The sequence below is a fragment of the Neptunomonas antarctica genome (assembly GCF_001305295.1).
GTDB classification, from domain to species: domain Bacteria; phylum Pseudomonadota; class Gammaproteobacteria; order Pseudomonadales; family Balneatricaceae; genus Neptunomonas; species Neptunomonas antarctica.
The window spans coordinates 1-25,346 of record NZ_LJSI01000036.1 but is presented as its reverse complement, the minus strand read 5'-3'; the positions used below and the strand labels follow the sequence as shown (position 1 = coordinate 25,346).

Below are 25,346 nucleotides of genomic sequence, written 5' to 3'. Positions count from 1 at the left end.
AGCTTATGTCTGTATTGTCTTATAAAAACATAGTGATTAGTTTACTCCTATTAAGCTTATCATCCTTTAGCTCGGCCACGACACAGCATGGTCTATCTATGCATGGCGACCTTAAATACCCCGCTGACTTTACCCATTTTGACTATACCAACCCTGATGCAAACAAAGGCGGCGACATCAAAGAATGGGCGCTGGGTACTTTTGACAGCTTTAACGGGTTTATTATCAAAGGGACATCCGCTGATGGATTGGGACTGATATACGACTCGCTAATGAGTAAATCGCTGGACGAACCTTTTTCCCAATATGGCTTATTAGCTAAAACAGTCGATATGCCGGAGTCTCGTGAATTCGTCACCTTTACTTTGCATCCTGAAGCCATGTTTTCTGACGGCGTGCCCGTAACAGCAAGCGATGTGGTTTTCACATTCGACCTTCTCCTTAATAAAGGCAGCCCTTTTTATAAAGCCTACCTAGGAGACATTGATAAAGTTGAAGCTATTAATGAGCATATCGTTAAGTTTCACTTCAAACCCACCGGTAATAGAGAACTACCCTTAATCGTAGGCGAGATCCCGATACTCCCTGCTCATTACTGGAAAAATCACGATTTCAGCTCACCCTCATTAGACATCCCGGTTGGCTCAGGCCCTTACGTGTTAGCTAGCTACGATGCCGGCCGCGCTGTTACCTTTAAGCGCAATCCTGACTACTGGGGTAAAGACCTTGCCGTTAATAAAGGTCGTTATAATTTTGGCTCCATAACTTATGATTATTACCGTGACACCACCGTATCACTAGAAGCCTTTAAAGCGGGGGAATACGACTTCAGACAAGAAACATCGTCTAAGCAATGGGCGACCGGCTATACCGGCCCACAATTTGACAGTGGCGACATTATTAAACAAGAAATAAAGCATAGCCGCCCAACGGGCATGCAGGCCTTTGTTTTCAACACCCGTCGAGACATCTTTAAAGATCCTCGCGTGCGTAAAGCATTAAGCTACGCTTTCGATTTTGAATGGACGAATCAGAACCTCTTTTACAACGCCTACACCCGTACCCACAGTTATTTTTCTAATTCAGATATGGCGGCGACGGCACTCCCCAGTGCAGACGAGCTCGCTATTTTAGAACCGTTGCGAGGCACAATACCGGATGAAGTATTTACCCGCGTCTATAACGCCCCGACTTACAACGGTTCAGGACACCTCCGTAAAGAACAGCGTGAGGCGCTTCGAACCCTCAAAGCGGCGGGCTGGAATCTGATCAATGGCAAACTACTCAATGCTAAATCCGGACAGCCAATGACTTTTGAAATACTGCTGGTTCAAAAAGAGTTCGAACGTGTAGTATCCCCTATGATAAAAAATCTTAACCGCATAGGAGTCGATGTCAGCATCCGGATTATTGATGTGTCGCAGTACATTAATCGAATCCGCGCTTTTGATTTTGATATGGTGGTCGGCTCTTTTGGACAATCCTCCTCTCCGGGTAATGAACAACGTGAATTCTGGGGCTCTGAAAACGCTGACAAACCCGGCAGCCGCAATATTATTGGCATTCAAAACCCTGCGGTCGACCAGTTAATTGAGCAGATCATTCAGGCAAAAGACAGACACTCATTAGTACTGTCCAGCCGAGCATTGGATCGCGTATTACAATGGAATTATTACGTTATCCCTCAATTTCATAGTAGTAGTTATCGAATAGCTTACAAAAACATCTTTAGCTTTCCTGAGATTAAACCCCTATTTGATCTCGGTTTTGATACCTGGTGGGTTAAGGACTTAAATCCATAATGGCAGCGTATATTTTCCGCCGGTTACTGTTAATCATTCCCACACTTATTGGCATTCTGACGATCAATTTCCTGATTATCCAGGCAGCCCCAGGTGGACCGGTAGAGCAAACACTGGCGCAACTTGAAGGCCTGAGTAACAGCGCTATACCCGGCAGCGCCGGCGGCGGTGAAATCCAAAGCAGCAGTAATAGTAATGACAGCAACTACAGAGGCGCACGCGGCCTTGACCCTAGCTTAGTAGCAGAGATAGAAGCCTTGTATGGCTTTGATAAACCCGTGCATGAGCGCTACTTTCAAATGCTTGGGAACTACCTGACGTTTGATTTCGGTAAAAGTTTTTACAGTGATAAATCGGTTATTGACCTGATCATCGAAAAGTTGCCCGTGTCTATTTCACTCGGCCTCTGGACGACATTACTGACCTACTTAATCTCTGTTCCATTGGGCATCCGAAAAGCCATTAAAGATGGTTCTTCGTTTGATGTGTGGAGCAGCACCGTCATCATTATCGGCTATGCGATTCCTAATTTTCTATTTGCTATCCTGCTTATTGTCTTGTTTGCCGGTGGTAGCTACTTTGACTGGTTCCCTCTGCGCGGCTTAACCTCATCAAACTTTGATGAGCTGTCTTTGGGCGGTAAAATAGCCGATTATTTCTGGCATATTACGCTACCGGTGTTTGCCTCGGTGATCAGCAGTTTTGCCACATTAACCATGCTGACTAAAAACTCCTTTCTGGACGAAATCAACAAACAATACGTACTCACCGCTCGCGCTAAAGGACTCACTGAACGCGGCGTGCTTTATGGACATGTTTTTCGTAATGCCATGCTGTTAATTATTGCCGGCATGCCTGCTGCTTTGATAGGTATTTTCTTTACCGGTTCAATGCTGATCGAAGTGATATTTTCCCTTGATGGCCTTGGACTTCTGGGCTACGAAGCCGTTATTAACCGAGACTATCCTGTGATATTCGGAACGCTTTATATCTTTACGCTGATCGGCCTGTTGATGAAACTGGTCAGTGATATTACTTACGTGATGGTCGATCCCCGTATTGATTTTGAAAGCAGGGAGCAATGAATAACTATGGATATCAATAAGTAAATATGGGTATCAACAAAAAAGCTATGAGCCCGATCAACCAGCGCCGGCTTGAAAATTTCAAAGCGAATAAGCGTGGATACTGGTCTTTATGGGCATTTCTATTACTGTTTATCCTCAGTTTATTAGCGAACGTTATCGCCAATGACCAGCCACTTGCCGTCAAATTCAAGGGTAGTTATTACTTCCCTGTTGTAAAACAGTATTTAGAAACTGACTTTGATGGTGAATTTCAATCGGCGGCAGATTATAAAGATCCTTACATTCAGGAACTCATCATCGAAGAAGGTCATGGCTGGATTATCTGGCCACTGATTCGATATAACCATCAAACTATTAATTATGATCTGCCAGTACCAGCCCCTTCTCCACCCAGCTCAGAGAACTGGCTAGGGACCGACGATCAGGGCCGTGATGTACTGGCCCGGGTTATTTACGGTTTCAGAATTTCCATTTTGTTCGCCTTAGTATTAACCCTGACAAGTTCCGTGCTGGGAGTGATGGCAGGTGCAGTACAAGGTTATTATGGCGGAAAAATTGATCTTTTCTTCCAGCGCTTTATCGAAATATGGTCAGGCCTGCCAGTTTTATTTTTACTGATTATTCTTGCCAGCTTAGTAGAACCTAACTTCTGGTGGCTACTGGGTATTATGCTGCTTTTTTCTTGGATGAATCTGGTAGATGTTGTGCGTGCAGAGTTTCTTCGTGGCAGGAATCTGGAATATGTCAGAGCCGCCAGAGCGTTGGGCGTATCAAATCAACAAATCATGTTTAAACACATACTGCCCAATGCCATGGTAGCCACGCTGACATTTATGCCTTTTATTTTCAATGGAGGCATCGTTACTCTTACCGCGTTGGATTTTTTAGGTTTTGGCCTACCCCCGGGTTCTGCATCATTAGGTGAGCTGATTGCTCAGGGGAAAGATAATCTTCACGCTCCCTGGCTGGGTCTGTCCGCCTTCATGACGCTGTCTATTATGCTCACCTTACTGATTTTTATTGGTGAAGCCATACGCGACGCTTTCGACCCTCGGAAAACCCTATTATGACGGAGCATATTACGGAGGAGCAGAACATCAAACCTGAAATCGCACAATGCTTGCTCAAGGTGGAAAACCTTAGCGTAAGATTTGGTGAAGGAGCAACAGCGGTTAATGCTGTAAAGTCGGTTAGCTTTGAATTAAATAAAGGTGAAACACTGGCACTAGTCGGCGAATCAGGATCCGGAAAATCAGTCACCGCGCTGTCTGTTTTACGTTTACTTCCCTACCCTAAAGCCAGCCACCCAACAGGCCGTATTCTTTATCAGGGTGAAGATGTTTTAAAAGCAGATGAGCCGAACTTAAGAAAAATCAGAGGGGACCGTATAAGTATTATCTTCCAGGAACCCATGACCTCTCTCAACCCACTGCATAGCATAGAAAAACAGATTGGTGAGAGCCTCTGGTTACACAAGTTACTCAAAGGCGAAGCTGCACGTGAGCGAATTCTGGAATTACTCAACCTGGTGGGCATAAGAGATCCTCAAAGCCGCTTAAATAGCTACCCACATGAACTTTCCGGCGGGCAGCGGCAGCGTGTCATGATAGCGATGGCCCTTGCCAATGAACCTGAGTTACTTATCGCTGATGAGCCCACAACAGCACTGGACGTTACCGTACAGAAACAGATACTAGAGTTATTGCAACAACTGCAGAAAAAACTGGGTATGGCAATTCTACTGATCACCCATGATCTGAATATCGTTAAGCGCTATGCAAAAAACGTGTGTGTGATGTATCAGGGTGAAATAGTCGAACATGGCACAACAGATAAGATATTTAATCAGCCACAGGCAAGCTACACGCAACAACTGATTTCAGCAGAGCCTACGGGTAACCCACTACCGATCAAAGAAAACAGTGAGCTGATTTTAGAAACACAGCAACTGAAAATCTGGTTTCCGATCAAGCGGGGTTTTTTAGGTAAAACCGTCGACCATATTAAAGCGGTTAATGATGTTAGCTTAACGCTCAAGCGCGGAGAAACACTCGGCATAGTCGGCGAGTCAGGTTCTGGAAAAACCACACTGGGACTGGCGATACTTCGTCTTATCCGCAGTGAAGGGATAATAAATTTTCAGGGCAATAGAATCGACAACCTGAACCAGAAAGCCGTAAAACCGCTGCGCAGGCAATTGCAAGTTGTATTCCAGGATCCATTCGGCAGCCTCAGCCCTCGCATGTCAGTGGAAGAGTGTATTGCTGAAGGGTTAACCGTTCACAACATTGGCAATGCTTCTGAACGCGAATCAATGATAAGACAAGCACTTATCGAAGTAGGGCTTGATCCGGAAGTACGCCACCGCTACCCGCATGAATTCTCAGGAGGGCAGCGACAACGTATATCCATTGCCCGGGCACTCATCCTTAAGCCTGACGTTATCATTCTGGATGAGCCAACATCAGCACTGGACAGAACCGTACAAGTGCAAATTGTAGAACTACTCAAAGATCTACAGAAAAAATATGGCCTCAGTTACCTATTCATCAGCCATGACTTAACGGTTATCAAAGCGCTTAGCCATAAAGTGCTGGTTATGAAGCAGGGAGAAGTTGTGGAGCAGGGAGAAGCGAAGGCGCTCTTCACATCACCCACACATACCTATACTCAGGAACTGCTGAAAGCGGCTTTTGAATAAATATTAATTATGTATCGATACAGCTAATTGGTAGCTGCGCAATAAAAAGCCACCCTTTTTCAAAGGTGGCTATATTCAATAAAATATACTGTTTAATGGAAAATCAAACCGCTTTGCGTTTTCTTATTCCGGCAAGCCCCAACAAGCCTAGCCCAAACAAAGCAATAGTGGCAGGTTCCGGTACTTCATTTGTAGGTGCGGCAGGATCACGCGCCCAGAAATTTGCATGAGAAAAACGCTGAGCTTGATGCTGACCATTCGTCGCTAACAAGTCATCTGTATTCCACGTGCCCATAAAGGTATATGGTGTCATAAAATCAATAACATCAGGCCCTGAAAATGCGTATGCGGATGGGTCTGCTAATTCAGAAAAGTCGAAATCATATATGCCTACACCACTATTACCGCCTTTAAGTACAAGTGCAAAATGATCAAAAGACCCTACCCCTAATATGGACTGTACTTTACTAATAATATCGGTGGTTGTGGCTATAGACCATGTCCCAGCCTTACAATCAGCACCAGTATCACAGTTAAATGTGATGTCTAATACATCATTGAGATTAAGGCTATTCGCTCCGCTACCGATGGATGAATAGCTCGGACTTGAACTATCATTACCGCCATCCTGAAAACTAGCTAGATGAATCCAGCCGGGGTCATTAAATATTCCATCCGAGTCCAAAGCTTGAAGGTCGGAGGTTTCAATAAACGTCATAGGATCCAACTCACCAGTTGCCCCTCCATTTCCGCTTTTAACTGTCTGACCGTTCAGAAAACCATTTCCTAGCTGACCAATATTCGGGGTAGGTGAACTAGCATCATGGCTATCATCATTTGCACCGAGAAACATGCCTGCACAACTTGTTGCATTAATACCTGAACCACTATGAACCGTACCGGTACCATCACTCTTAGTGACAGTATCAAGTGTTACCGAATCAGTGCTGCATTGTCCATTTGATACAATATACGCAGCTTGTGCGGAGGTATTATATAACAAGCCCGTTGTAAGCATTGCGGCCGCTGACAGTGGAATAATGTGCCATTTAATATTCATAACATCACCTCAAAATACTGTAATAGACTCTGTGATAAAGAAGTCCGTCATTATTTATTCATCTAGAATATATATAGCAAAAACAATACCAAAATTACAACTAATTGAAATATAACAATAAAATAATATATTTTATTTTAGCTTGTAAAATTTACTGACAAATAAAATTAAAACGACTGTTTAAAAACCCTGTGATATCAAGGTGTTATAACTATTTATTGTTGGATATCAATAATCATATACTGAATTATTCTAACCTACCCCTCGATTTTTTAGAGATTCAAGGACTATTAGCTAAATAACACTTCAAATGCCGCAAAACATAAGTATTTTAAATACCTAGAAATATAAATAACTCAAATTTTAAGTGTAAAATTTTCTGACAAGCAATATATAAACATCTGTTTTAAAATAGATGCAATATCAACGTATCAGACCCCTTCACCTTTAATATTGATCGATAAATACTGTCAAATCTTATTTAGAGTGAAATGGCTTCTCATATATCATCATTGACGACATTGGCTATGTGAAAAAGCGGATGCCGAACCCCACGTATTGATTGAGTTCATCCCCACCATCGCAAAGCATTAGAGTCAGCATTACACTGCACTTAACGGGGCTGCAAACATAGCTGAAGCAGGGCTAAGACCTATCCTGATGATGGGCAAGGATCGTCAGGCAAAGCATATGTTGTATTGGTAGCTTTATAAGAACGCATACAAGCAGATGTGTGGCGTGAAAAGAACCCAGTAAACCATTAAATGGTAGGCACAAAAAACCCCGCACTGGGCGGGGTTTGATGTAATCAGAAAGCTTAGGCCTTCTTACGCCTTACGAAGCCAAGTGCAGCAAGACTCAGGCCGAAGAGCGCGATTGTTCCGGGTGCAGATACGGGCACAGCTGACCCTTCTAACTCCATACGAAAAGCAACGCCACCGCTGTCACCTCCGTCGAGGTTGCGAACAGCAAGAACAACGTCGTTCTCACCCTCATTCCATGATGAGAAAGCGAACGTCGAGTCGAACTTGACGATGTTTGCGATAGAGCCATCAGAAAGAATATCGAATGACGGCAATATACTCGTCCAGTTGTCGCCCGATAAGCTAATCTCGCGTGCTACCTCATGACCATTAATGAAAATCTGGATATTATTATCGACCGCTACATCTACTAATGCAGATTGGATATCAAATAGTTCAAAAGTGGTACGGAAAAAGCTCACCCCGGATCCAGCATTCAACCCTGTTACTCCGAGTGCAGCAGCTCCCGGGGAAGCAACGCCACCGCCGCTTGTTGGCGTTATCGTGTAAGTACTTAACCCAGGTAAAGCGCCTTCGGCGATAAGAGTTGTCCAATTGCCGCCCGCGCCACCTGATTCTACCACTGTGGAAAGACGCCAATCGCTTGCATTGGTGCCGACGATAAGTCCCGCATTAGCACTGAGATGAAAAGCAGATAAAAACAAACCAGTTAAAACTATTTTTAAAAATTTATGTCTCATTATGCTTCCTCTTTAATTCCCACCTTTTAACAATGTAAGAGGAAGGGATACAACTAAAAAAATAGTAGTTAATAAGAGACAGTCAGCAAATATTACGCCATAACTTAAAATACATATAATAAACAAAAGCTTAAGACTTATTGGAAATTTTCAATTTACAACATTGTAAAAACACTGACATAATATGTAGAGAATGATGCAAGCGAAGTTCTGCTACAGAAAGAATAAAACCCTTCCCCTCCCCCTGTAATTTCAAGCCAATCAGGCAGCTCTTATCGTCCGGTTTTGTGAACTATTTATGCTCAATTCTATGCCAAAAGCCCGAGCAGCAAGCCGTTGACGTTTGGGCGGCGAGATTTCCACTCGATACATGCTGTTCGGAGCAAGGATACACCGGAATCGCATCAGGTTGACGCGAGATTTAAGCCGGCTTATTCGTAGTCTTCGTTTGCATGTCTCGCTCTCGCCTGACAGCTACAATGTCAGCTGTAACTATGAGCTCAGCGAACGTGATGGAATAACTATATAGGGCCGTGAAGCGCCAGCCACTTGCAGCTAGAGCATTGTCCGCTTCAAGAAATTTATTGATTCTGGATAACCTTAGTCGGTCGATCCTAAATGCTGGCTTTGGGTCGTGAGTGACTTAAAGGGCTTAGTCGAGGTCGATCAATCGTTTAGGCAGGCGGGTGCAAGAAAGTGACATTGAATGATCAGAGAACCACGACAGGTGTTGCTACAAAGAAGCCATCACCAGCTACAACCAAAGAGATTTGCTACGCGATCAAAACAAAGTTAAAAGATGTCAGAATTTTTTACACGGCATAAGCGGAATGTTCGTTTGGTAATGACGGAAGATTACCAACTCGTTCAATTTGTTTGATTAAAGCATAACAGGTATGAATATTGCTAATTATCAACAAAGAGTATTAATCATAACATCATTGTAAGAAGGCCATCATATTATGAAATCACCATTTTTTACGGCAGCTGCGGGCTTGATTGCTCTGTTAATCAGCGGATCGGTATCGGCTACCCTTATAAATGTGGACTTTCAGGGCGGTAGTAACACCTATAGTGGACAAGGCGTCCTTGGTGGTGTTTTCGATACAGTTTGGAATCCTGTTAGCAGCGCTAACCCGAATCTGCTCTTTGCCGACGGATCGGGCGCGAGTGGTGTCAGCGTATCCGTTACAGGGTTTGTCGGGAATGCTGCGAACAATTCTCAAACCAACCCAATTCTCAATGATTGGCTCTATGGATTTAGCAATTTAATGACGATATCCATCGAAGGGCTTGCTGCCAATTCGTTCTTTGACCTTGCATTTTACAACGGTTTTTATTGGCAGGACTTCACTGTCTCTAGTCAGGCCGGTTTGCTCGCGTCGACTAGGCCTAATACGTCGTCCAGCGCAGGCGCCCCGCCGTTCACGACAGATAAATACGCAGTTTTACAAGACGTGATGTCTGATGCTACCGGTGTAATAACGATTCTGGACACACCAGTGAGCGGTGGTCCATACGGTTTAAGCAGCTCAATTGCCGGCCTGCAGATTCAGCAGGTAGCATCAGTCCCTGAACCATCTACACTTGCACTTTTTACATTAGGTATTATGGGATTTTCATTACGTCGATTTAAGAAACAAGCTTGATTTAGTTTTTAAATATTTGATTTTAGAAAGCACCATTCGTTAGTTTGGTGCTTTTTTTGTGTCTTACTATTGGTATTTAAGGCGTCTATGATCAAGTCTGTTTTAGTCGAAAGGCTTATGTGTAAACTTCTGATAGTAAAAATTAAGTATCCATGACAGGTTCGTGCCAAATATAGCGGTGGCTCGACAAAACTGGTTTTGATAGCCCTGTGAGCTACCAAAACAGCCTCACTAGATGATAATAACACTATATAATTTATGGTGATTAATGTCAGGATTCTTTACACTTTTCAGTCATATGACAAGCCCGAACTGCTGGAGGCCCTGATTTTTCGGGGTTGGTATGAACTATGCGTAACAGTTCGGTATTTATATTAAATGGGTAAAAGAAGGTATGTCATGATGAAGTTCGTAAGCACAGTAGTATTTTTGTTGGTAGCCACATCCGCTAATGCCGGGATTATTGGATATGATTTCAAGTGGGCAGGGACTGATGGCTATACAATGACCGGTATGTTTACTTTCGACGAAACGGACGCCTTGGATGGCGCGATTCGTGATAGCGAAGTCGCCTCCTTAATGTTCGATGGGTTTTTAAATAGTGTTTTGTTTGCCTCAAATAGTACTGCTCATCTTCAGGCTAGCTTCAATTTCAACTTCGATGCGGTGGCTGGCCAGTTCTTATTGGGCGGGGTAAGTACCGGAGATGCAGGCCAAGACTGGAATGCTAGAGGGCCTGGGTTGGGTTTCGGTGCGGGAAGCGCCCGTTCATCTTTGACTTTGAACAATAGCGATTTTTTGGGAACTGCAGAAGGACCAGTTCCTCTGACGACTGTCCCCGTCCCAGCCACCCTCGCTCTATTCGGCCTTGGCCTCGCTGGCCTAGGATGGTCACGCCGCAAGAAAGCGTAAACAGGACTCCTAGTGACTAGCCCGCTTCGGTGGGCTTTTTATTGCCTGTAATTTGAGAATGCTAACGACTGCTTCTAGCTGCTGGAACAATATTGTGTGGTCAATCTAGACAACAGGGGCAGGTCTTGCGTTTTGCACTTTCCGGTATCAATGCCTCATGACCGCTCTGTCGCAACATCTGCCATGACCTTCCGTCCGTTTTGTAATGAGCGGCTTAGGCTAGAAAGACCGGTTAGGGTTGAAAGCTGACCTTCGAGGTCATTTCATTTATATGAGAATTCCTGCCAAATATTTCATGCTATATGAGATTCAGACCCTTCTCCCCCGTTCTCACTTAGAGTGAAATAGCAGATGTTTTGGGATTTTCTATTTCAAGCCAAGTCAGATTAGGCAAATACGATATTATTTTAACTTTTCCTTAGTTTCTTGGTATTTCAGCAACAGCCCTCGTATTTTTTTAATGACACAAGGGCTGTTAGTTAATGACTATTCAATTTCAATCAGAATATCACCAGGAGTTACCCTATCACCTTTCACCACATTAACAGCGGTTACCGTGCCGGCTAATGGCGCTTGTATTTCTGTTTCCATCTTCATCGCCTCCGTTACCAGCACTGCTTGTCCGGCCGTCACTTGCTGCCCGACAGTCACCAGCACATCCACGATATTTCCTGGCATAGACGTAGTTACGTGCCCCGGTAAACTAGCGACACGACCGCCCCGCTCACTACTTGCTCCTGCCACAAAACTATTCAGCGGCTTGAAGGCGACTTCTTCGGGCACACCATCGAGTGTCAGATACACACTACGCTTGCCTGCTCCCAGCGCGCCAATACCCGTAATACTGACCTGATAAGATTCACCATGTACATCAATAGTGAACTCAGTCGGCACGCCTTCATCGGCAGGACGATCATTGCTGCCAATGGGTAATAACACTTCAGGTGTCAGCGTGCCGCTATTGCGCTCTTCAAGAAACTTACGACCGATATCCTGAAACATAGCATACGTCAGCACATCTTCTTCACTGAGTGCAGCCTCGCCAATTTCCGCACGTAACTGCGGTAATTCAGCTTTCAGCAGATCAGCGGGGCGTACATCTATCACCTCGCCATTACCAATTGCTTGTTTTTGAATCTGTGGATCGACCGGTGCTGGCGGCTGACCATAACCACCTGCCAGGTAACGTTTAACTTCATTCGTAATGGTTTTATAACGCTCACCAGAAAGCACGTTTAATACAGCCTGAGTACCCACAATCTGCGAGGTTGGCGTCACTAAAGGCGGGTAACCTAGATCTTTACGTACACGAGGGATCTCATCAAAGACTTCACGAATCCGGCCCAGTGCATGCTGCTCTTTTAGCTGATTAGCCAAGTTAGACATCATGCCACCCGGTACCTGACTAATCTGCACTGACACATCTTCGCGGGTAAATTCACTTTCGAATTGATGGTATTTTTTTCGTACCTCACGAAAATAATCAGCAATTTCCTGCAACAACTCAAGATCTAACCCTGTATCCCACTGCGTACCTTTTAATGCCGCAACTTGAGATTCTGTAGCAGGATGGCTGGTTCCTCCGGCAAAAGAGGAGATGGCAGTATCAATATGCTCAGCACCCGCTTCTATTGCTTTTAACTGACATAGCGCGGCTAATCCAGCCGTGCTATGCGAGTGAATAAAGATCGGCAGATCCACTGCTTCTTTTAATGCTTTAACCAGATCATAGGTTGCGTAAGGCGTTAGTAAACCAGCCATATCTTTCAGGGCAATCGAGTCAGCTCCCATATCACGCAGTGCTTTCGCCTGTTTGATATACAGCGCCGTGGTATGCACAGGGCTCGTGGTATAACAGATCGTAGCCTGCGCGTGTTTGCCGGTTTTTTTAACCGCACGAATCGCTGTTTCGAGGTTACGTAAATCGTTTAATGCATCAAAAACACGGAATACATCAATACCATTAGCTGCCGCACGTTCAACGAAGGCTTCAACCACATCATCAGCATAATGACGGTAACCCAGCAGATTCTGGCCCCGTAATAGCATCTGTAAACGCGTGTTAGGTAAGGCTGCACGTAATTGTCGCAACCGCTCCCACGGGTCTTCTTTCAAGAAACGTACGCACGCATCAAAGGTTGCACCGCCCCATACTTCAAGCGACCAATAACCCACTTGATCCAGCTTTTCACAAACAGGCAACATATCTTCGGTACGCATGCGGGTAGCAATCAGCGACTGATGAGCATCGCGTAAAATAACATCAGTAACATAAATCGGTTTTGCAGCATTGTCAGCGTTCATAATTATCTCCAATCAGGTCTGCTTACAGACCGGCATGCGCAGCAATAGCAGTGGCAATCGCCAATGCAATATCGTTAGGATGGCGTTTTTCTGAGTAATTCAGCAGCTCCGGATGGTTTGGCACAAAGCTGGTATTAAACTGGCCACTACGAAACTCCGGACAGTGCAAAATCTCCTGATAATAACTTGCGGTGGTTTTCACGCCCTGCAAACGCATATCTTCGAGCGCACGCGAACCCCTATCCAGCACATCTTCCCAATCCATCGCCCACACAATCAGCTTCAAGCACATTGAGTCAAAATACGGTGGAATCGTATAACCGGTATAAATCGCCGTATCGGTACGTACACCAGGGCCACCTGGCGCGTAATAGCGTGAAATCTTACCGAAACTCGGCAAAAAATTGTTTTTCGGATCTTCAGCATTGATACGAAATTGTAACGCATAACCGCGATAACGAATCTCTGACTGCTCATAACGCAATGTTAAACCTGCCGCAATCCTAATCTGCTCACGTACAATATCAACGCCGGTAATCGCCTCAGTGATGGTATGCTCTACCTGTACACGCGTATTCATCTCCATAAAGTAGAAATCTTCGCCGGTTAGCAAAAACTCCACCGTGCCTGCGTTTTCATAATTAACGGCTTTCGCAGCGCGCACCGCTAAATCACCGATATATTCGCGTTGCGCATCACTCAGTTGTGGACTGGGCGCAATTTCTATCAATTTCTGATTACGCCGCTGAATAGAGCAATCACGCTCAAACAGATGAATCGCGTTACCGTGCTTATCTGCCAGTATCTGCACTTCTATATGTTTCGGATCGACAATACATTTTTCAAGAAAGACTTCAGCCGAACCAAACGCTTTGGTCGCCTCGGATATAACACGCGGATATTGCTGCTGTAACTCCTGGGGCGTATCACAACGACGAATACCTCGCCCGCCGCCACCAGAGGTAGCTTTAAGCATAACGGGATAGCCGAGTGATTCAGCAACGGTCAGCGCTTCGTTGATATCAACCAGGTTGCCATTTGAACCCGGCGTCACGGGAATACCCGCCGCAATCATGGCGGCACGTGCTTCGGTTTTATCACCCATACGCGAGATCACATCGCCTGATGGACCGATAAACGCAATTCCGCGTGCGTTACAAATACGCGAGAACTCAGCATTTTCTGATAAAAATCCATAGCCAGGATGAATAGCATCGCAGCCGGTTTCAGCAGCAAGGTTAACGAGGCGGCGCGCATCCAGATAACCGGCTAATGGATCATCTCCTATAAAATGCGCTTCATCCGCGCGCTTTACGTGGAGCCCATAACGATCGGGTTCGGTATAAACAGCAACCGAACGAATATCCATTTCCGCACAACAACGTACGATCCTCAAAGCAATCTCGCCACGGTTGGCGATTAGTATTTTCTTGAACACATTGTTAGTAGAGATATTTTCCGTAATCATATTTTCCGTAATCATAGTTACCTCCGTTAATACAGAGTGCACCCCCACTGTAGAGCGGAGATGTATAAATGAGTTCTTAAAAAATACTACAGAAGTGCTTCGAATATAAAATTGATATTTTCTTACCTCGCTATAAGGTAAAACTTATAGTTGATAAGCAAACGGTGTCTGACTTCATAAGGATCAACAGTGGCCTACTCATTCTCGCAACTACTTAATCGTTTGTCTTTTAGACAATTACAAGTTTTTATTACAGTTTATCAACTAAGAGGCTACAGCAAAGCCGCTGAAAAACTTGGATTAACACAACCAGCAGTAAGCTCTCAAATAAGGCACCTTGAGCAAGTGCTGGAACAACCGCTGTTTGAATATATAGGGAAAAAACTCTACGTCACTTCTGCTGGCGAACAAGTAGCCGGGTTTGTGAAGTCGATGTTTGCCGATCTGGAGGATATGCAGTCAACGTTATCGGAAATGACAGGCTCTGTATCAGGAATACTTGATCTGGCCGCTGTGAGTACGGCGCAGTATGTTGTGCCTCATTTATTGGTCGGTTTTCTGAGGCAATATCCACGCGTGCGGGTAAAACTCACCGTCGTAAATCGTTCTAAAGCAATCGCTATACTCGATGAAAACCTAAATGATCTGGTCATTATGGGAATGGTACCTGAAGATCGTTTACTGTCTGTTATGCCTTTTCTTGATAATGAACTGATTCCAGTGGTACACGCCGGACATGTTTTAGCAGGCCAGCCAATAGTCAAACATGAGGACTTTTTCTTGTTACCTATGCTGGTAAGAGAGCCGGGATCGGGTACCCGTCATGCTGTGGAGGCATTTTGCAGTGAGCAAAAGATTTCAATTAATCCACTTATGGAATTAGGCTCAAACGCTGCCGTTAAACATGGCGTTCTCGCCGGACTAGGCGTGGCTGTTATGCCTCGACTTAGCGTACAGCTTGAACTCGAAAAAGGGATTTTGCATCAACTGTCGATGGATGGATTTCCATTAAGGCGTTCATGGAACACTGTTTACCCTCGCAATAAACACCTCTCACCTGCCGCCGAAGCATTTCTATCCTATATTGAGCTGAATATACCCAGCATCAAAGAGCACTTTGAAAACCTTTATAAGATCTGATACTCAACTTAGATAGTTAGCTTCGGTAGTTAGCGGGCTTGAATGATGGCTATTCTATCTGTCCCTTGCTTCCTCTGGCGATTCCAATTTATGACCGGCAACAATGAATTCAGGCAAACAAAGATTACCAAATATAGCCATTAGGCGGGTCATGAATATGAGCAGCATGGATGAAATAGCGAGTAATCTGTCTTCAATCAAATCATAAAAAACAACATAAAAAATAGCGCCTAAAATAGCGCAGGTGGCATAAAGCTCGCCCTCTTTATGCAAAATCAAGGGACGTTCCCGGACAAGAATATCCCGAATCATACCGCCGGCACACCCGGTAATACAGGCCATCATCACAACAATGACCGAACCGACACCCAGCGACATCGCTTTCTCTGCTCCCAATATAGCGAACAGTGATAAACCCGCCGCATCTAACACCAGCATGGTTCTTCGCGGGTATAAAAAATACCGGCATACAATAAACGCAACAACCGCAGAGATGATAGCCGTCCAAAGATAGGTATTGTTAATTACCCAGCCAATCGGATAGGCGTTTAACGTAATATCACGAATGCTTCCGCCTCCGAGTGCAGTGACGATACCTAATACCACGACACCCAGTATATCCATGCGTTTACCCTGTGCAGCCAGTGCTCCGGTAATAGCAAAAACAGAAACGCCGATCAACTCAGCGGCAAATATTAATGTTGCGTAATCCATGTTATCTCCAACGCCCCTGACGACGCCCTGTGGCTCCCGCCATTTTTATCATACCAATCCGCGTATGTGCATGGCACAACGCAATCGCCAAGGCATCCGCCGCATCAGCCTGCGGCAAACCCGGCAATTTTAGTATCTGCGCTACCATGTGCTGCACTTGCACCTTATCAGCGGAACCTTTACCGACAACCGCTTGCTTTATGGTCCGCGCCGCATACTCAAACACCGGCAACTCCTGCTGTGTTCCCGCGACAATGGCGACCCCCCGCGCCTGGCCTAGCTTCAGTGCAGAATCGGCATTACGTGACATAAAGACCTGCTCAATAGCCATCTCTTGCGGCGAAAACATCCGAATCACTTCAGTCACGCCCGCGAACACCTGATTAAGACGCTCAGGTAACTCGTCACCTTTAATCCGAATACAGCCACTGGCTATATATTCATTTCGGGCACCTACTACATTTATCAAACCATAGCCGGTAATACGCGACCCTGGATCAATTCCCAAAATTATCATCTGCTAACCTTCATTATTACCCAACGAAACACTGCGCGGCTTTATGCTTTTATCTGGGTTGATTTTCGATGCCCACCATCAAAAAAGCCGAAACACTGTGTTATTCAGCGCTTCGGCTTTTTATCAAAAATAGCAAGCAATGCTAATCTTGCATAGATTCTTCCGGAATCTCTGCATTATGATATACGTTTTGTACATCATCCAGATCTTCCAATACATCCAGTAAACGCAGAATTTTACGCCCACCTTCCACATCTAATTCAGCGGTGGTCGCAGGAATCATTGATACTTCTGCATGAACAGGTTCAAGACCCGCCGCGATCAAACCTTCTTTAACATCAAGAAACTCAGCCGGGGTTGTAAACACGTCGATCGAACCGTCATCGTTAGTCACCACATCTTCAGCACTTAACTCCAATGCCGCTTCCATGATCGCATCTTCATCCGCACCCGCTTCAAACACAAGCTGGCCTTTCTTTTCAAACAGGTACGCAACAGAGCCGCTAGTACCCAGGTTCCCCCCCGCTTTAGAAAAAGCAGCACGTACCTGAGAGACGGTTCGGTTGACATTATCCGTCATTGTTTCAACCAGAATGGCAACACCACCGGAACCGTAGCCCTCGTATGTCAGCTCATCGTAGTTATCGCCTTCCGCACCACCAACACCGCGCTGGATCGCTTTTTCGACGGTGTCTTTTTTCATATTGGAGCCAAGCGCTTTATCGACAGCAGCCCGCAGCCTGGGGTTATCATCGGAGTTGCCGCCGCCTTCTTTTGCTGCCACTACCAACTCGCGAATCAGTTTAGTGAAGACCTTGCCTCGCTTTGCATCCTGCGCTGCTTTACGGTGTTTAATGTTAGCAAATTTAGAGTGACCTGCCATGGGGATACCTCACTGTCAAAACCGATAGATCTATATAAGCATAAAGCCTGCTACCACTTATCGTGATGGCAGGCTTCATTCAGCGCGTCAGTTAACCCTGATTAATCAGGGTGTTCTGCGAAGCTTGATGTTCAGCTCACGCAACTGCGCAGCACTGACTTCACCGGGTGCATTCGTCAATAGACAAGCAGCACTCTGTGTTTTAGGGAAGGCAATCACTTCGCGAATCGAATCAGTACCGGTCATCAGCATGATCAGACGATCAAGGCCAAACGCCAGACCACCATGCGGTGGCGCACCATACTTCAATGCGTTCAACAGGAAGCCAAATTTCTCTTCTGCTTCTTCATCACCGATACCCAGAATACGGAAAACTGAACGTTGCATGTCCTGAGCATGAATACGAATAGAACCTCCACCCAGCTCAGTACCGTTCAGAACCATATCGTAAGCGCGAGACAAAGCAGTTGTCGGATCTGACTCTAACTCTTCCGGAGTGCAGCTTGGCGCGGTAAACGGATGATGCAGCGCTGATAAGCTACCATCACTGTTGGCTTCAAACATGGGGAAATCAACGACCCATAACGGAGCCCATTCACACACCAGCATGTTCAGATCCTGGCCCACTTTAATACGTAGAGCACCAATCGCTTCGCTGACGATTTTTTCAGAGTCCGCACCAAAGAAGATCAGGTCTCCATCTTTAGCTTCCAGACGCGCAACGATTTGCATCGCTACTTCTTCGCCAAGGAATTTAACGATAGGTGATTGCAGACCTTCTGCACCTTTGGCAACGTCGTTAACCTTGATGTATGCCAAGCCTTTAGCACCGTAGATGCCAACAAACTTAGTATATTCATCAATCTGCTTACGCGTTAATGAAGCACCACCCGGTACGTTAAGTGCAGCAACACGACCTTTAGGGTCATTTGCAGGACCTGCAAACACCTTAAATTCAATGTTAGCTAACAAATCAGCTACGTCTACCAACTCCATAGGAATACGCAGATCCGGCTTATCTGAACCAAAACGCTTCATCGCTTCTGAATAAGGCATCTGCGGAAACTTGCCCAGCTCTACACCCATTAATTCGCTGAATAGCTTGCGAATCATGGTTTCAGCGATATCCATAATTTCAACTTCATTCATGAATGAAGTTTCAATGTCTATCTGGGTAAATTCTGGTTGGCGATCAGCACGCAAATCTTCATCACGGAAACATTTTGCAACCTGATAGTAACGGTCAAAACCAGAGACCATCAGCAGCTGTTTAAATAGCTGCGGTGATTGCGGCAACGCAAAAAAAGATCCTTCATGCGTACGGCTAGGCACCAAGTAGTCACGCGCGCCTTCTGGCGTAGCACGTGTCAAAATAGGTGTTTCAATATCTAAAAATCCATTGCCATCAAGATAGCTGCGGATTTCAGATGTCACTTTAGAACGAAAACGCAGTTTTTCCTGCATTTCAGGACGGCGTAAATCGATGAAACGATTGCGTAAACGCACATCTTCACCGACTTTCTGATGATCATCCAGCGGGAAAGGAGGCGTCTCAGCTTTATTGAGAATGGTCAATTCTAGGCCGACCACTTCAATGTCACCCGTAGGCATGTCACTATTGACCGTACCTTCAGGGCGATGACGCACCAAGCCTTTAATTTCAATCACGTATTCACTACGAACACTGTTGGCTACAGCAAAACTTTCTTCCCGTTCAGGATCAAACACGACCTGAGCGATACCTTGACGATCACGGACATCAAGAAAGATAACTCCACCGTGGTCACGGCGGCGATGCACCCACCCCATCAACGTGATTTCTTCGCCAATTTGTTCTTTTCTCAGATCGCCGCAATAATGGCTGCGCATACTTTACTATTCCTATCAATTACTGCTATCTATTACCGGATGCTGTCTGACAGCATCACCAAAATTCTGTCTACACAAAGCCGAAAATTATACCTGATTTAGCGCAGCGTTACAGTGACTACAGGCGTCTATTTTTTATCGACGATAAAGGACACCTCGCCCGTAAGCATCGATTCTATACGCGAACGGATCTGATCAATCTTCTCTTTTGTATAAGGAATCGTGGGGTGCTTACCCCAAACAGGGCCTGGCCATGCAGGATCACCTTCTCGTCTGGCAATGTGGTGTATATGCAACTGAGGAACCATATTACCAAGATTAGCAATATTCATTTTTTGCGCTGAAAAACTATCGGCCATTGTTTCGGCCAGTTCTGAAGACTCATCCATTAACTGATGCTGATCTTCACACGAGAGATGGTAAATTTCGGTAGCACCTGCGCGTCGTGGTACTAAAATAAACCAAGGGTATTGCGCATCATTCATTAATAAAAGTCGACTGAGTGGAAAGTCTCCCAGTACAATGCAATCATTAGCCAAACGGGTATCAAGCTCAAATTCCAACTCTAATTCGTCCATTGTCATCTCCTTAAGCCTAAAACGTACACATCTGAAATGTATACCTGATTTTAGTTAGCCAAATACATTGAAAGCAACCTCTATAAATAACAGTATATGACATGACTTATCGATTTGATCTATCTGAGAGTATTTCTCACATTGGGAAAGACGCCTGGAATGCAGTAGCCGGGACATCAAACCCCTTTATACGCTATGAATTTCTTGAGTCACTGGAAACCAGCGGCGCTGTATCCACGGCTACCGGCTGGCAACCACAGCACCTGCGCTTATATAAAGACGATACCTGCATTGCTCTGGTTCCTATGTACCTGAAACAACATTCATATGGCGAGTATGTGTTTGATTGGGCATGGGCCGATGCTTACCAGCGCCATGGTGTAAGTTACTATCCTAAGTTGCTGACAGCCATCCCTTTTTCGCCCGTATCCGGTCCAAAAATTGCTTCCAACGTTCCTCTTGAAGAGATACTTCCGGTATTGGCTCAGATATTCAAACAACTATGCCATGAAAAGCACCTCTCTTCATGGCACGGCCTGTTTCTGGATAATAACCAACATACGCTTCTTGAAAACGCAGGTTTCCTTAGCCGGCTAGGTTCTCAATACCACTGGTTTAATAGAGACTATCAGAATTTTGATCATTTTCTGGAAAGTTTCACTTCTCGCAAAAGAAAAACTGTTAAACGTGAACGGCGCAAGGTTGCTGAACAAAATGTCACTATCCATCGCTTTGAAGGTGCAGAAATTAACGAATCTCTACTCAATACCTTCTATCACTGCTATCAACTAACGTACGCAAAACGAGGCAGGCAAGGCTATCTCAATCAGGATTTCTTCGAGCGTCTGATTAAAACCATGCCAGAACAACTGGTTTTGTTTGCTGCAGAATATAAGTCAGAATTTGTAGCGACAGCTCTCTGCTTTAAAGATGAAAAAACATTATATGGCCGCTACTGGGGATGCCTCGAAGAATTTGACAGCTTACATTTTGAAACCTGTTTCTATACTGGAATCGACTATTGCATTCAACATAGCCTACAGCACTTTGATCCGGGCGCCCAGGGGGAACATAAGATTCAACGCGGCTTTGAACCAATTGAAACCTGGTCGTCGCACTATATAGCAGAACCGGGTTTTCTGCGGGCGATAGATCAGTTCGTTCAGGAAGAAAGTAAGCTGGTCAGAACGCAAATGTCCGAATTATCTGAGGGCTTACCTTTTAAGAAATAATACCAACTTTCATGCCAGATGAGACTGTGCCCTATCGCACCGACTCATCTCAAGCATGAAACTGCAGTAAAAACATAGCAGGCTTATTAAGCAACGCATCATCATTTAAGGGCTATAACTAACATTTAATGCTATGAAGTTAGAATGCAGGATAAAGGTAAACACCACTTTTCTATTATCACCTCTTAATCAGGCCTGGAAATATCCAATATTTCACCAAAGGTTGTGTATTCATTACCACCTAACCGCCCCAAAGGATCGACTATAGAAGCATTTACTTTTATTCGTCCATTTTCATCTATACTGACAATTCCATCATCCAGCCATACTTTTTCAACCTGCCCAAACAACAGGTGCTGCCCGCTTGATCCTATCTGCTTTTCTTCGTAGAAACGGCATGACATAGCAATTTTAGGGCCGATAATACGAGGAAGAGGAAAGCCTTCAACCGGCGTCGTATGCAGATCACACAACTCTATTTCAGAGACTCCGGCATCTAATACAGCAGAGCTTTTTGTTACTGATTCAGCAAGCTCTGAGCCTGCAATATGAATAATAAATTGTTCACGCTCAATAATATTTCGATACGTGTCTTTTTCAGAACCGTCCGGTTTTTTTCCGACCGATATCATCATAATCGGAGGATCACTACAGACAGCCGAAAAATACGAAAATGGCGCTAAATTATACTGCCCATTCTGATGTTCACTTAACACCCACGCTACTGGTCTGGGTATTATGACTTGGGTCAATGTATGGTATACCGCGTTCCTACTTATTAAGTCTAAATCTAATAACACTTAGTACTCCTGTAATATTTTTATAACATAGTAAAATCAATAGATTATATATAATAAAGAATAATCACATATGATTGCAGCATGAGTTTATAGACATAGAATATAAATTCCCCTGAAAAAAATTCAAATGCTCCATATGGATTACCTCAAGAGAACTGCCATATACTTATATTGATCTTAATATTGGTGCGTGAGCTTTTATATTAAGCCCGCTACCTGCTAATTCATAATGGAGGATACCCTATGTTAACTTATGAAGAATGCTTAGACATGTGCGATCTCACTCAGGACGAAGTATCTGCAATTGCTGAACATGAGCACGTAGATCCGATGATTGCGCTGGCAGTTGGTCAGTATTTGTGTTGCCATAATGGAGACCAGAAAATTAAAAAGATTATTCTGGATGATATATCACACGCAGAGCGCACAGGTAATGAAAAACATGCAATTGTTCTGAGACGAGTTTTAGAGCACTTCATTGCTACCCACCCGGAAAGGTCTGCAACAGACGCAGCCTAATCGAGATTTACTACACGATAATATAAAGCTGGTCGCCTGCATGACGACCAGCCGTATTATGACTAATAGTGAATTGAACATAAAAAAACCCGGACGAACCGGGCACAAGCAAAAAAAGAAAAAAGGTGCGCTGTCGCGCACCAAAAGGTAAGGCCATGTCAGGCATTAACCAGAGTGAAACTTAGATAGTCAACTTAAACAGTCAACACTGGATATTAAAAACCAGATACTTCATATTAAAAACCAGATACTTCGCATTAGACATCAAACCCTGAATATTCAACTTCAGTGAAATCAGAGTGATTTTAAATACTAACTCAAAGTAGTTGTTCTAGTTTCGGAACTACGTCAAATAAATCAGCGACCAAGCCATAATCAGCTACTTGAAAAATAGGGGCTTCTTCATCCTTATTGATCGCGACAATAACTTTAGAATCTTTCATACCCGCTAAATGCTGAATGGCACCCGATATTCCGACGGCAATATAAAGATCAGGCGCAACAATCTTACCTGTCTGCCCTACCTGCATATCGTTTGGCACAAAGCCGGCATCAACGGCGGCGCGAGACGCACCTACGGCAGCACCTAACTTATCAGCTACTTTTTCAATCAACGCGAAATTTTCACCATTACCCATACCTCGTCCGCCGGAGATAACAACACGGGCAGAGGTTAGTTCGGGACGATCAGATTTGACTATTTGGGCACCGACATACGCTGAAGTACCCGCATTATGTGATACGCTAACCGACTGAATTGACGCGTTTCCACCTTCAGCACTAGCTGCATCAAAACCTGTGGTGCGAACAGTAATCACTTTGATTGCATCCAAAGATTGCACGGTTGCAATAGCATTACCTGCATAAATAGGCCGGTCAAAAGTATCAGCACTGTCGACACGCACTATTTCGGATATCTGAGCAACATCCAGTAACGCGGCGACCCGCGGCATAAAGTTTTTACCCGATGTGGTCGCAGGAACAACAATATGGCTATAATCCTTACCCAATTCAGCTATCAACAAAGAGATATTCTCTGCTAGCTGATGCTCATAGGTTGCATCATCCGCTAATAAAACCTGAGAGACACCCTGTACGTTAGCGGCTTGCTCTGCGACAGCTAAGCACCCAGCGCCAGCAACCAACACATGTACATCACTTCCCATCTGAGTCGCCGCAGTCACCGCATTTAACGTTGCCGCTTTTAAGGTGCTGTTATCATGCTCAGCAATAACCAAAATAGCCATTAGATCACCTTCGCTTCATTCTTCAGTTTATCGACCAGCTCTTCTACACAAGCCACCTTTATACCTGCTTTGCGCTCTGCCGGAGGCGTCACTTTAACAACACGTGTATGTGCTTTAACCTCCACTCCGAGATCTGCTGGTGTTTTTACCTCTAATGGTTTTCTCTTAGCCTTCATGATATTTGGCAATGACGCATACCGCGGCTCGTTAAGACGCAAGTCAGTGGTAACGATGGCAGGCAAAGTCAGTGATACAGTTTGTAATCCACCGTCTACTTCGCGGATAACCTGTACATTATCACCCTCAATGGTAACTTTAGATGCAAATGTGCCCTGAGGATAACCGGTCAACGCAGCCAGCATTTGCCCTGTCTGATTGTTATCCGTATCGATAGCCTGCTTACCCATGATGATCAGCCCTGGCTGTTCATCAGCAACCACTTTTTGCAGTAACTTAGCCACCGTCAATGACTCAAGCACCTCATCTGACTCGATATGAATAGCGCGATCAGCACCTAATGCCAACGCGGTACGCAACTGTTCCTGACAGGATTTACTACCTAAAGAAACGACCACTACCTCAGTAGCCACCCCGGCTTCTTTCAAGCGAACAGCTTCTTCTACAGCAATTTCACAAAAAGGATTCATTGCCATTTTGACATTGTTTAGATCAACATCGCTGTTATCCGACTTCACACGCACTTTGACGTTGTAGTCGATGACACGCTTGACAGTCACCAGAACTTTCATTGCGTCTACCTTTTCTTATTCGAAATAGAGAAACACCTGCAAAAAATCGCAAATGAATAAGTAATTACCCGTATATTACTCATCTTTTCTAACTATTCAACCTATTCAGATTAACCTAAGGTCTAAATCTGATAAAAATAGGTTCAAATACATACGGGTTTTTACTTATAATAATGCTTAATAAAAAAGACGGTATCTATCTCAAAACCGGATACAGTTAAGTGATTTAAGGAGAGAAAAGCCGTGGAACGCGAATCGATGGAATTTGATGTTGTTATCGTAGGGGCAGGCCCAGCAGGATTCTCCGCTGCCTGTCGCCTGATGCAGATGGCAAACGAGCAAGAACAAGAACTGACCGTGTGTGTTGTAGAGAAAGGCTCAGAAGTGGGCGCGCATATTCTTTCCGGCGCCGTGGTGGAATCGCGTGCCCTGGATGAGCTGTTTCCTGACTGGAAAGAGCGCGGTGCGCCGCTGGATACACCGGTCACCGACGATGAGCTTTACCTGTTAAAGAACAGTGAAAAAGCCACTAAGCTGCCGAATGCGTTTATTCCTAAAACCATGCATAACCACGGCAACTATATTGTCAGCGTGGCTAACCTGAGCCGCT

22 protein-coding genes are annotated in these 25,346 nt (G+C 44.8%); 10 read left to right on the top strand and 12 right to left on the bottom strand.

Translation table 11 applies throughout. From position 1 onward, the window contains the following. Positions 1–5 precede the first annotated feature (5 nt). The 4 genes from Nant_RS08745 to Nant_RS08730 are packed head-to-tail and all read left to right on the top strand — an operon-like array spanning position 6 to position 5,591. Positions 6–1,802, top strand: coding sequence for an extracellular solute-binding protein (locus Nant_RS08745; protein ID WP_054341265.1), 1,797 nt, complete (start codon positions 6–8; stop codon positions 1,800–1,802). Then, positions 1,802–2,887, top strand: coding sequence for a microcin C ABC transporter permease YejB (locus Nant_RS08740; RefSeq protein WP_054341264.1), 1,086 nt, complete (start codon positions 1,802–1,804; stop codon positions 2,885–2,887). Before Nant_RS08745 ends, Nant_RS08740 begins: the two co-directional genes overlap by 1 nt. A gap of 26 nt (positions 2,888–2,913) precedes the next feature. Continuing rightward, complete coding sequence (locus Nant_RS08735; protein ID WP_179078927.1) at positions 2,914–3,960, top strand: ABC transporter permease; 1,047 nt, start codon at positions 2,914–2,916, stop codon at positions 3,958–3,960. Beyond that, positions 3,957–5,591 carry an ABC transporter ATP-binding protein gene (locus Nant_RS08730; protein ID WP_054341263.1) on the top strand — a complete coding sequence of 545 codons (1,635 nt, stop codon included), beginning with the start codon at positions 3,957–3,959 and terminating at the stop codon, positions 5,589–5,591. The genes Nant_RS08735 and Nant_RS08730 overlap by 4 nt, the downstream gene beginning before the upstream one ends. A gap of 103 nt (positions 5,592–5,694) precedes the next feature. Here Nant_RS08730 and Nant_RS08725 read toward each other — a convergent pair whose 3' ends face one another. Then, a complete protein-coding gene (locus Nant_RS08725; RefSeq protein ID WP_054341262.1) occupies positions 5,695–6,651 on the bottom strand; it encodes a PEP-CTERM sorting domain-containing protein in 957 nt (318 codons plus the stop codon). An 817-nt stretch (positions 6,652–7,468) separates the two neighbouring features. Further along, positions 7,469–8,155 carry a PEP-CTERM sorting domain-containing protein gene (locus tag Nant_RS08720; protein WP_054341261.1) on the bottom strand — a complete coding sequence of 229 codons (687 nt, stop codon included), beginning with the start codon at positions 8,153–8,155 and terminating at the stop codon, positions 7,469–7,471. A 962-nt stretch (positions 8,156–9,117) separates the two neighbouring features. On the opposite strand from Nant_RS08720, the gene Nant_RS08715 reads away from it, so the two are divergent. Further along, positions 9,118–9,804, top strand: a complete 687-nt coding sequence (locus tag Nant_RS08715) for a PEP-CTERM sorting domain-containing protein (RefSeq protein ID WP_054341260.1) — start codon at positions 9,118–9,120, stop codon at positions 9,802–9,804. Between the two features lie 399 nt (positions 9,805–10,203). Continuing rightward, the gene (locus tag Nant_RS21525) at positions 10,204–10,716 is read left to right on the top strand and encodes a PEP-CTERM sorting domain-containing protein (protein WP_202904973.1); all 513 of its coding nucleotides are present in this window, start codon (positions 10,204–10,206) and stop codon (positions 10,714–10,716) included. A gap of 486 nt (positions 10,717–11,202) precedes the next feature. On the opposite strand, the gene oadA is transcribed toward Nant_RS21525, so the two are convergent. Beyond that, a complete protein-coding gene (gene oadA / locus Nant_RS08705; protein WP_054341258.1) occupies positions 11,203–13,020 on the bottom strand; it encodes a sodium-extruding oxaloacetate decarboxylase subunit alpha in 1,818 nt (605 codons plus the stop codon). A gap of 22 nt (positions 13,021–13,042) precedes the next feature. Continuing rightward, positions 13,043–14,458: an acetyl-CoA carboxylase biotin carboxylase subunit gene (locus Nant_RS08700; protein WP_054341353.1), complete on the bottom strand. Its 1,416-nt coding sequence runs from the start codon at positions 14,456–14,458 to the stop codon at positions 13,043–13,045. Positions 14,459–14,677: 219 nt separating this feature from the next. On the opposite strand from Nant_RS08700, the gene Nant_RS08695 reads away from it, so the two are divergent. Further along, a complete protein-coding gene (locus Nant_RS08695) occupies positions 14,678–15,628 on the top strand; it encodes a LysR family transcriptional regulator (protein WP_054341257.1) in 951 nt (316 codons plus the stop codon). A gap of 54 nt (positions 15,629–15,682) precedes the next feature. On the opposite strand, the gene Nant_RS08690 is transcribed toward Nant_RS08695, so the two are convergent. From Nant_RS08690 to Nant_RS08670, 5 genes are all read right to left on the bottom strand, one after another. Beyond that, on the bottom strand, positions 15,683–16,342 hold the full coding sequence (locus Nant_RS08690; protein WP_054341256.1) for a trimeric intracellular cation channel family protein: 660 nt from the start codon (positions 16,340–16,342) through the stop codon (positions 15,683–15,685). A gap of 1 nt (position 16,343) precedes the next feature. Beyond that, entirely contained in the window at positions 16,344–16,859 is a 516-nt protein-coding gene (ruvC, locus tag Nant_RS08685; RefSeq protein WP_054341255.1) for a crossover junction endodeoxyribonuclease RuvC, read from the bottom strand. Between the two features lie 142 nt (positions 16,860–17,001). Beyond that, the gene (locus Nant_RS08680; RefSeq protein WP_054341254.1) at positions 17,002–17,742 is read right to left on the bottom strand and encodes a YebC/PmpR family DNA-binding transcriptional regulator; all 741 of its coding nucleotides are present in this window, start codon (positions 17,740–17,742) and stop codon (positions 17,002–17,004) included. 105 nt (positions 17,743–17,847) lie between these two features. Further along, complete coding sequence (gene aspS / locus Nant_RS08675; protein ID WP_054341253.1) at positions 17,848–19,611, bottom strand: aspartate--tRNA ligase; 1,764 nt, start codon at positions 19,609–19,611, stop codon at positions 17,848–17,850. 128 nt (positions 19,612–19,739) lie between these two features. Next, positions 19,740–20,189, bottom strand: coding sequence for an HIT family protein (locus Nant_RS08670; protein ID WP_054341252.1), 450 nt, complete (start codon positions 20,187–20,189; stop codon positions 19,740–19,742). A 101-nt stretch (positions 20,190–20,290) separates the two neighbouring features. On the opposite strand from Nant_RS08670, the gene Nant_RS08665 reads away from it, so the two are divergent. Continuing rightward, the gene (locus Nant_RS08665) at positions 20,291–21,421 is read left to right on the top strand and encodes a GNAT family N-acetyltransferase (RefSeq protein WP_054341251.1); all 1,131 of its coding nucleotides are present in this window, start codon (positions 20,291–20,293) and stop codon (positions 21,419–21,421) included. 185 nt (positions 21,422–21,606) lie between these two features. On the opposite strand, the gene Nant_RS08660 is transcribed toward Nant_RS08665, so the two are convergent. Beyond that, positions 21,607–22,221, bottom strand: a complete 615-nt coding sequence (locus tag Nant_RS08660; protein ID WP_054341250.1) for a flavin reductase family protein — start codon at positions 22,219–22,221, stop codon at positions 21,607–21,609. Between the two features lie 243 nt (positions 22,222–22,464). On the opposite strand from Nant_RS08660, the gene Nant_RS08655 reads away from it, so the two are divergent. Continuing rightward, a complete protein-coding gene (locus Nant_RS08655) occupies positions 22,465–22,740 on the top strand; it encodes a hypothetical protein (protein WP_054341249.1) in 276 nt (91 codons plus the stop codon). 317 nt (positions 22,741–23,057) lie between these two features. Here Nant_RS08655 and Nant_RS08650 read toward each other — a convergent pair whose 3' ends face one another. Both Nant_RS08650 and Nant_RS08645 read right to left on the bottom strand, forming a co-directional pair. Further along, positions 23,058–23,987, bottom strand: a complete 930-nt coding sequence (locus Nant_RS08650) for an electron transfer flavoprotein subunit alpha/FixB family protein (RefSeq protein ID WP_054341248.1) — start codon at positions 23,985–23,987, stop codon at positions 23,058–23,060. Continuing rightward, positions 23,987–24,736 (bottom strand): electron transfer flavoprotein subunit beta/FixA family protein, encoded by a 750-nt coding sequence (locus Nant_RS08645; protein ID WP_054341247.1) that lies wholly within the window; start codon positions 24,734–24,736, stop codon positions 23,987–23,989. Before Nant_RS08645 ends, Nant_RS08650 begins: the two co-directional genes overlap by 1 nt. A gap of 258 nt (positions 24,737–24,994) precedes the next feature. Here Nant_RS08645 and Nant_RS08640 point away from each other — a divergent pair. Beyond that, the coding region (locus Nant_RS08640; protein ID WP_202904981.1) for an NAD(P)/FAD-dependent oxidoreductase at positions 24,995–25,346 on the top strand (352 nt) is incomplete at its 3' end.

Coding starts and splice junctions, on each gene's coding strand:
- Nant_RS08745 (WP_054341265.1), top strand. CDS start 6: ATGTCTGTATTGTCTTATAAAAACATAGTGATTAGTTTACTCCTATTA.
- Nant_RS08740 (WP_054341264.1), top strand. CDS start 1,802: ATGGCAGCGTATATTTTCCGCCGGTTACTGTTAATCATTCCCACACTT.
- Nant_RS08735 (WP_179078927.1), top strand. CDS start 2,914: ATGGGTATCAACAAAAAAGCTATGAGCCCGATCAACCAGCGCCGGCTT.
- Nant_RS08730 (WP_054341263.1), top strand. CDS start 3,957: ATGACGGAGCATATTACGGAGGAGCAGAACATCAAACCTGAAATCGCA.
- Nant_RS08725 (WP_054341262.1), bottom strand. CDS start 6,651: ATGAATATTAAATGGCACATTATTCCACTGTCAGCGGCCGCAATGCTT.
- Nant_RS08720 (WP_054341261.1), bottom strand. CDS start 8,155: ATGAGACATAAATTTTTAAAAATAGTTTTAACTGGTTTGTTTTTATCT.
- Nant_RS08715 (WP_054341260.1), top strand. CDS start 9,118: ATGAAATCACCATTTTTTACGGCAGCTGCGGGCTTGATTGCTCTGTTA.
- Nant_RS21525 (WP_202904973.1), top strand. CDS start 10,204: ATGATGAAGTTCGTAAGCACAGTAGTATTTTTGTTGGTAGCCACATCC.
- oadA (WP_054341258.1), bottom strand. CDS start 13,020: ATGAACGCTGACAATGCTGCAAAACCGATTTATGTTACTGATGTTATT.
- Nant_RS08690 (WP_054341256.1), bottom strand. CDS start 16,342: ATGGATTACGCAACATTAATATTTGCCGCTGAGTTGATCGGCGTTTCT.
- ruvC (WP_054341255.1), bottom strand. CDS start 16,859: ATGATAATTTTGGGAATTGATCCAGGGTCGCGTATTACCGGCTATGGT.
- Nant_RS08680 (WP_054341254.1), bottom strand. CDS start 17,742: ATGGCAGGTCACTCTAAATTTGCTAACATTAAACACCGTAAAGCAGCG.
- aspS (WP_054341253.1), bottom strand. CDS start 19,611: ATGCGCAGCCATTATTGCGGCGATCTGAGAAAAGAACAAATTGGCGAA.
- Nant_RS08670 (WP_054341252.1), bottom strand. CDS start 20,189: ATGGACGAATTAGAGTTGGAATTTGAGCTTGATACCCGTTTGGCTAAT.
- Nant_RS08665 (WP_054341251.1), top strand. CDS start 20,291: ATGACTTATCGATTTGATCTATCTGAGAGTATTTCTCACATTGGGAAA.
- Nant_RS08655 (WP_054341249.1), top strand. CDS start 22,465: ATGTTAACTTATGAAGAATGCTTAGACATGTGCGATCTCACTCAGGAC.
- Nant_RS08650 (WP_054341248.1), bottom strand. CDS start 23,987: ATGGCTATTTTGGTTATTGCTGAGCATGATAACAGCACCTTAAAAGCG.
- Nant_RS08645 (WP_054341247.1), bottom strand. CDS start 24,736: ATGAAAGTTCTGGTGACTGTCAAGCGTGTCATCGACTACAACGTCAAA.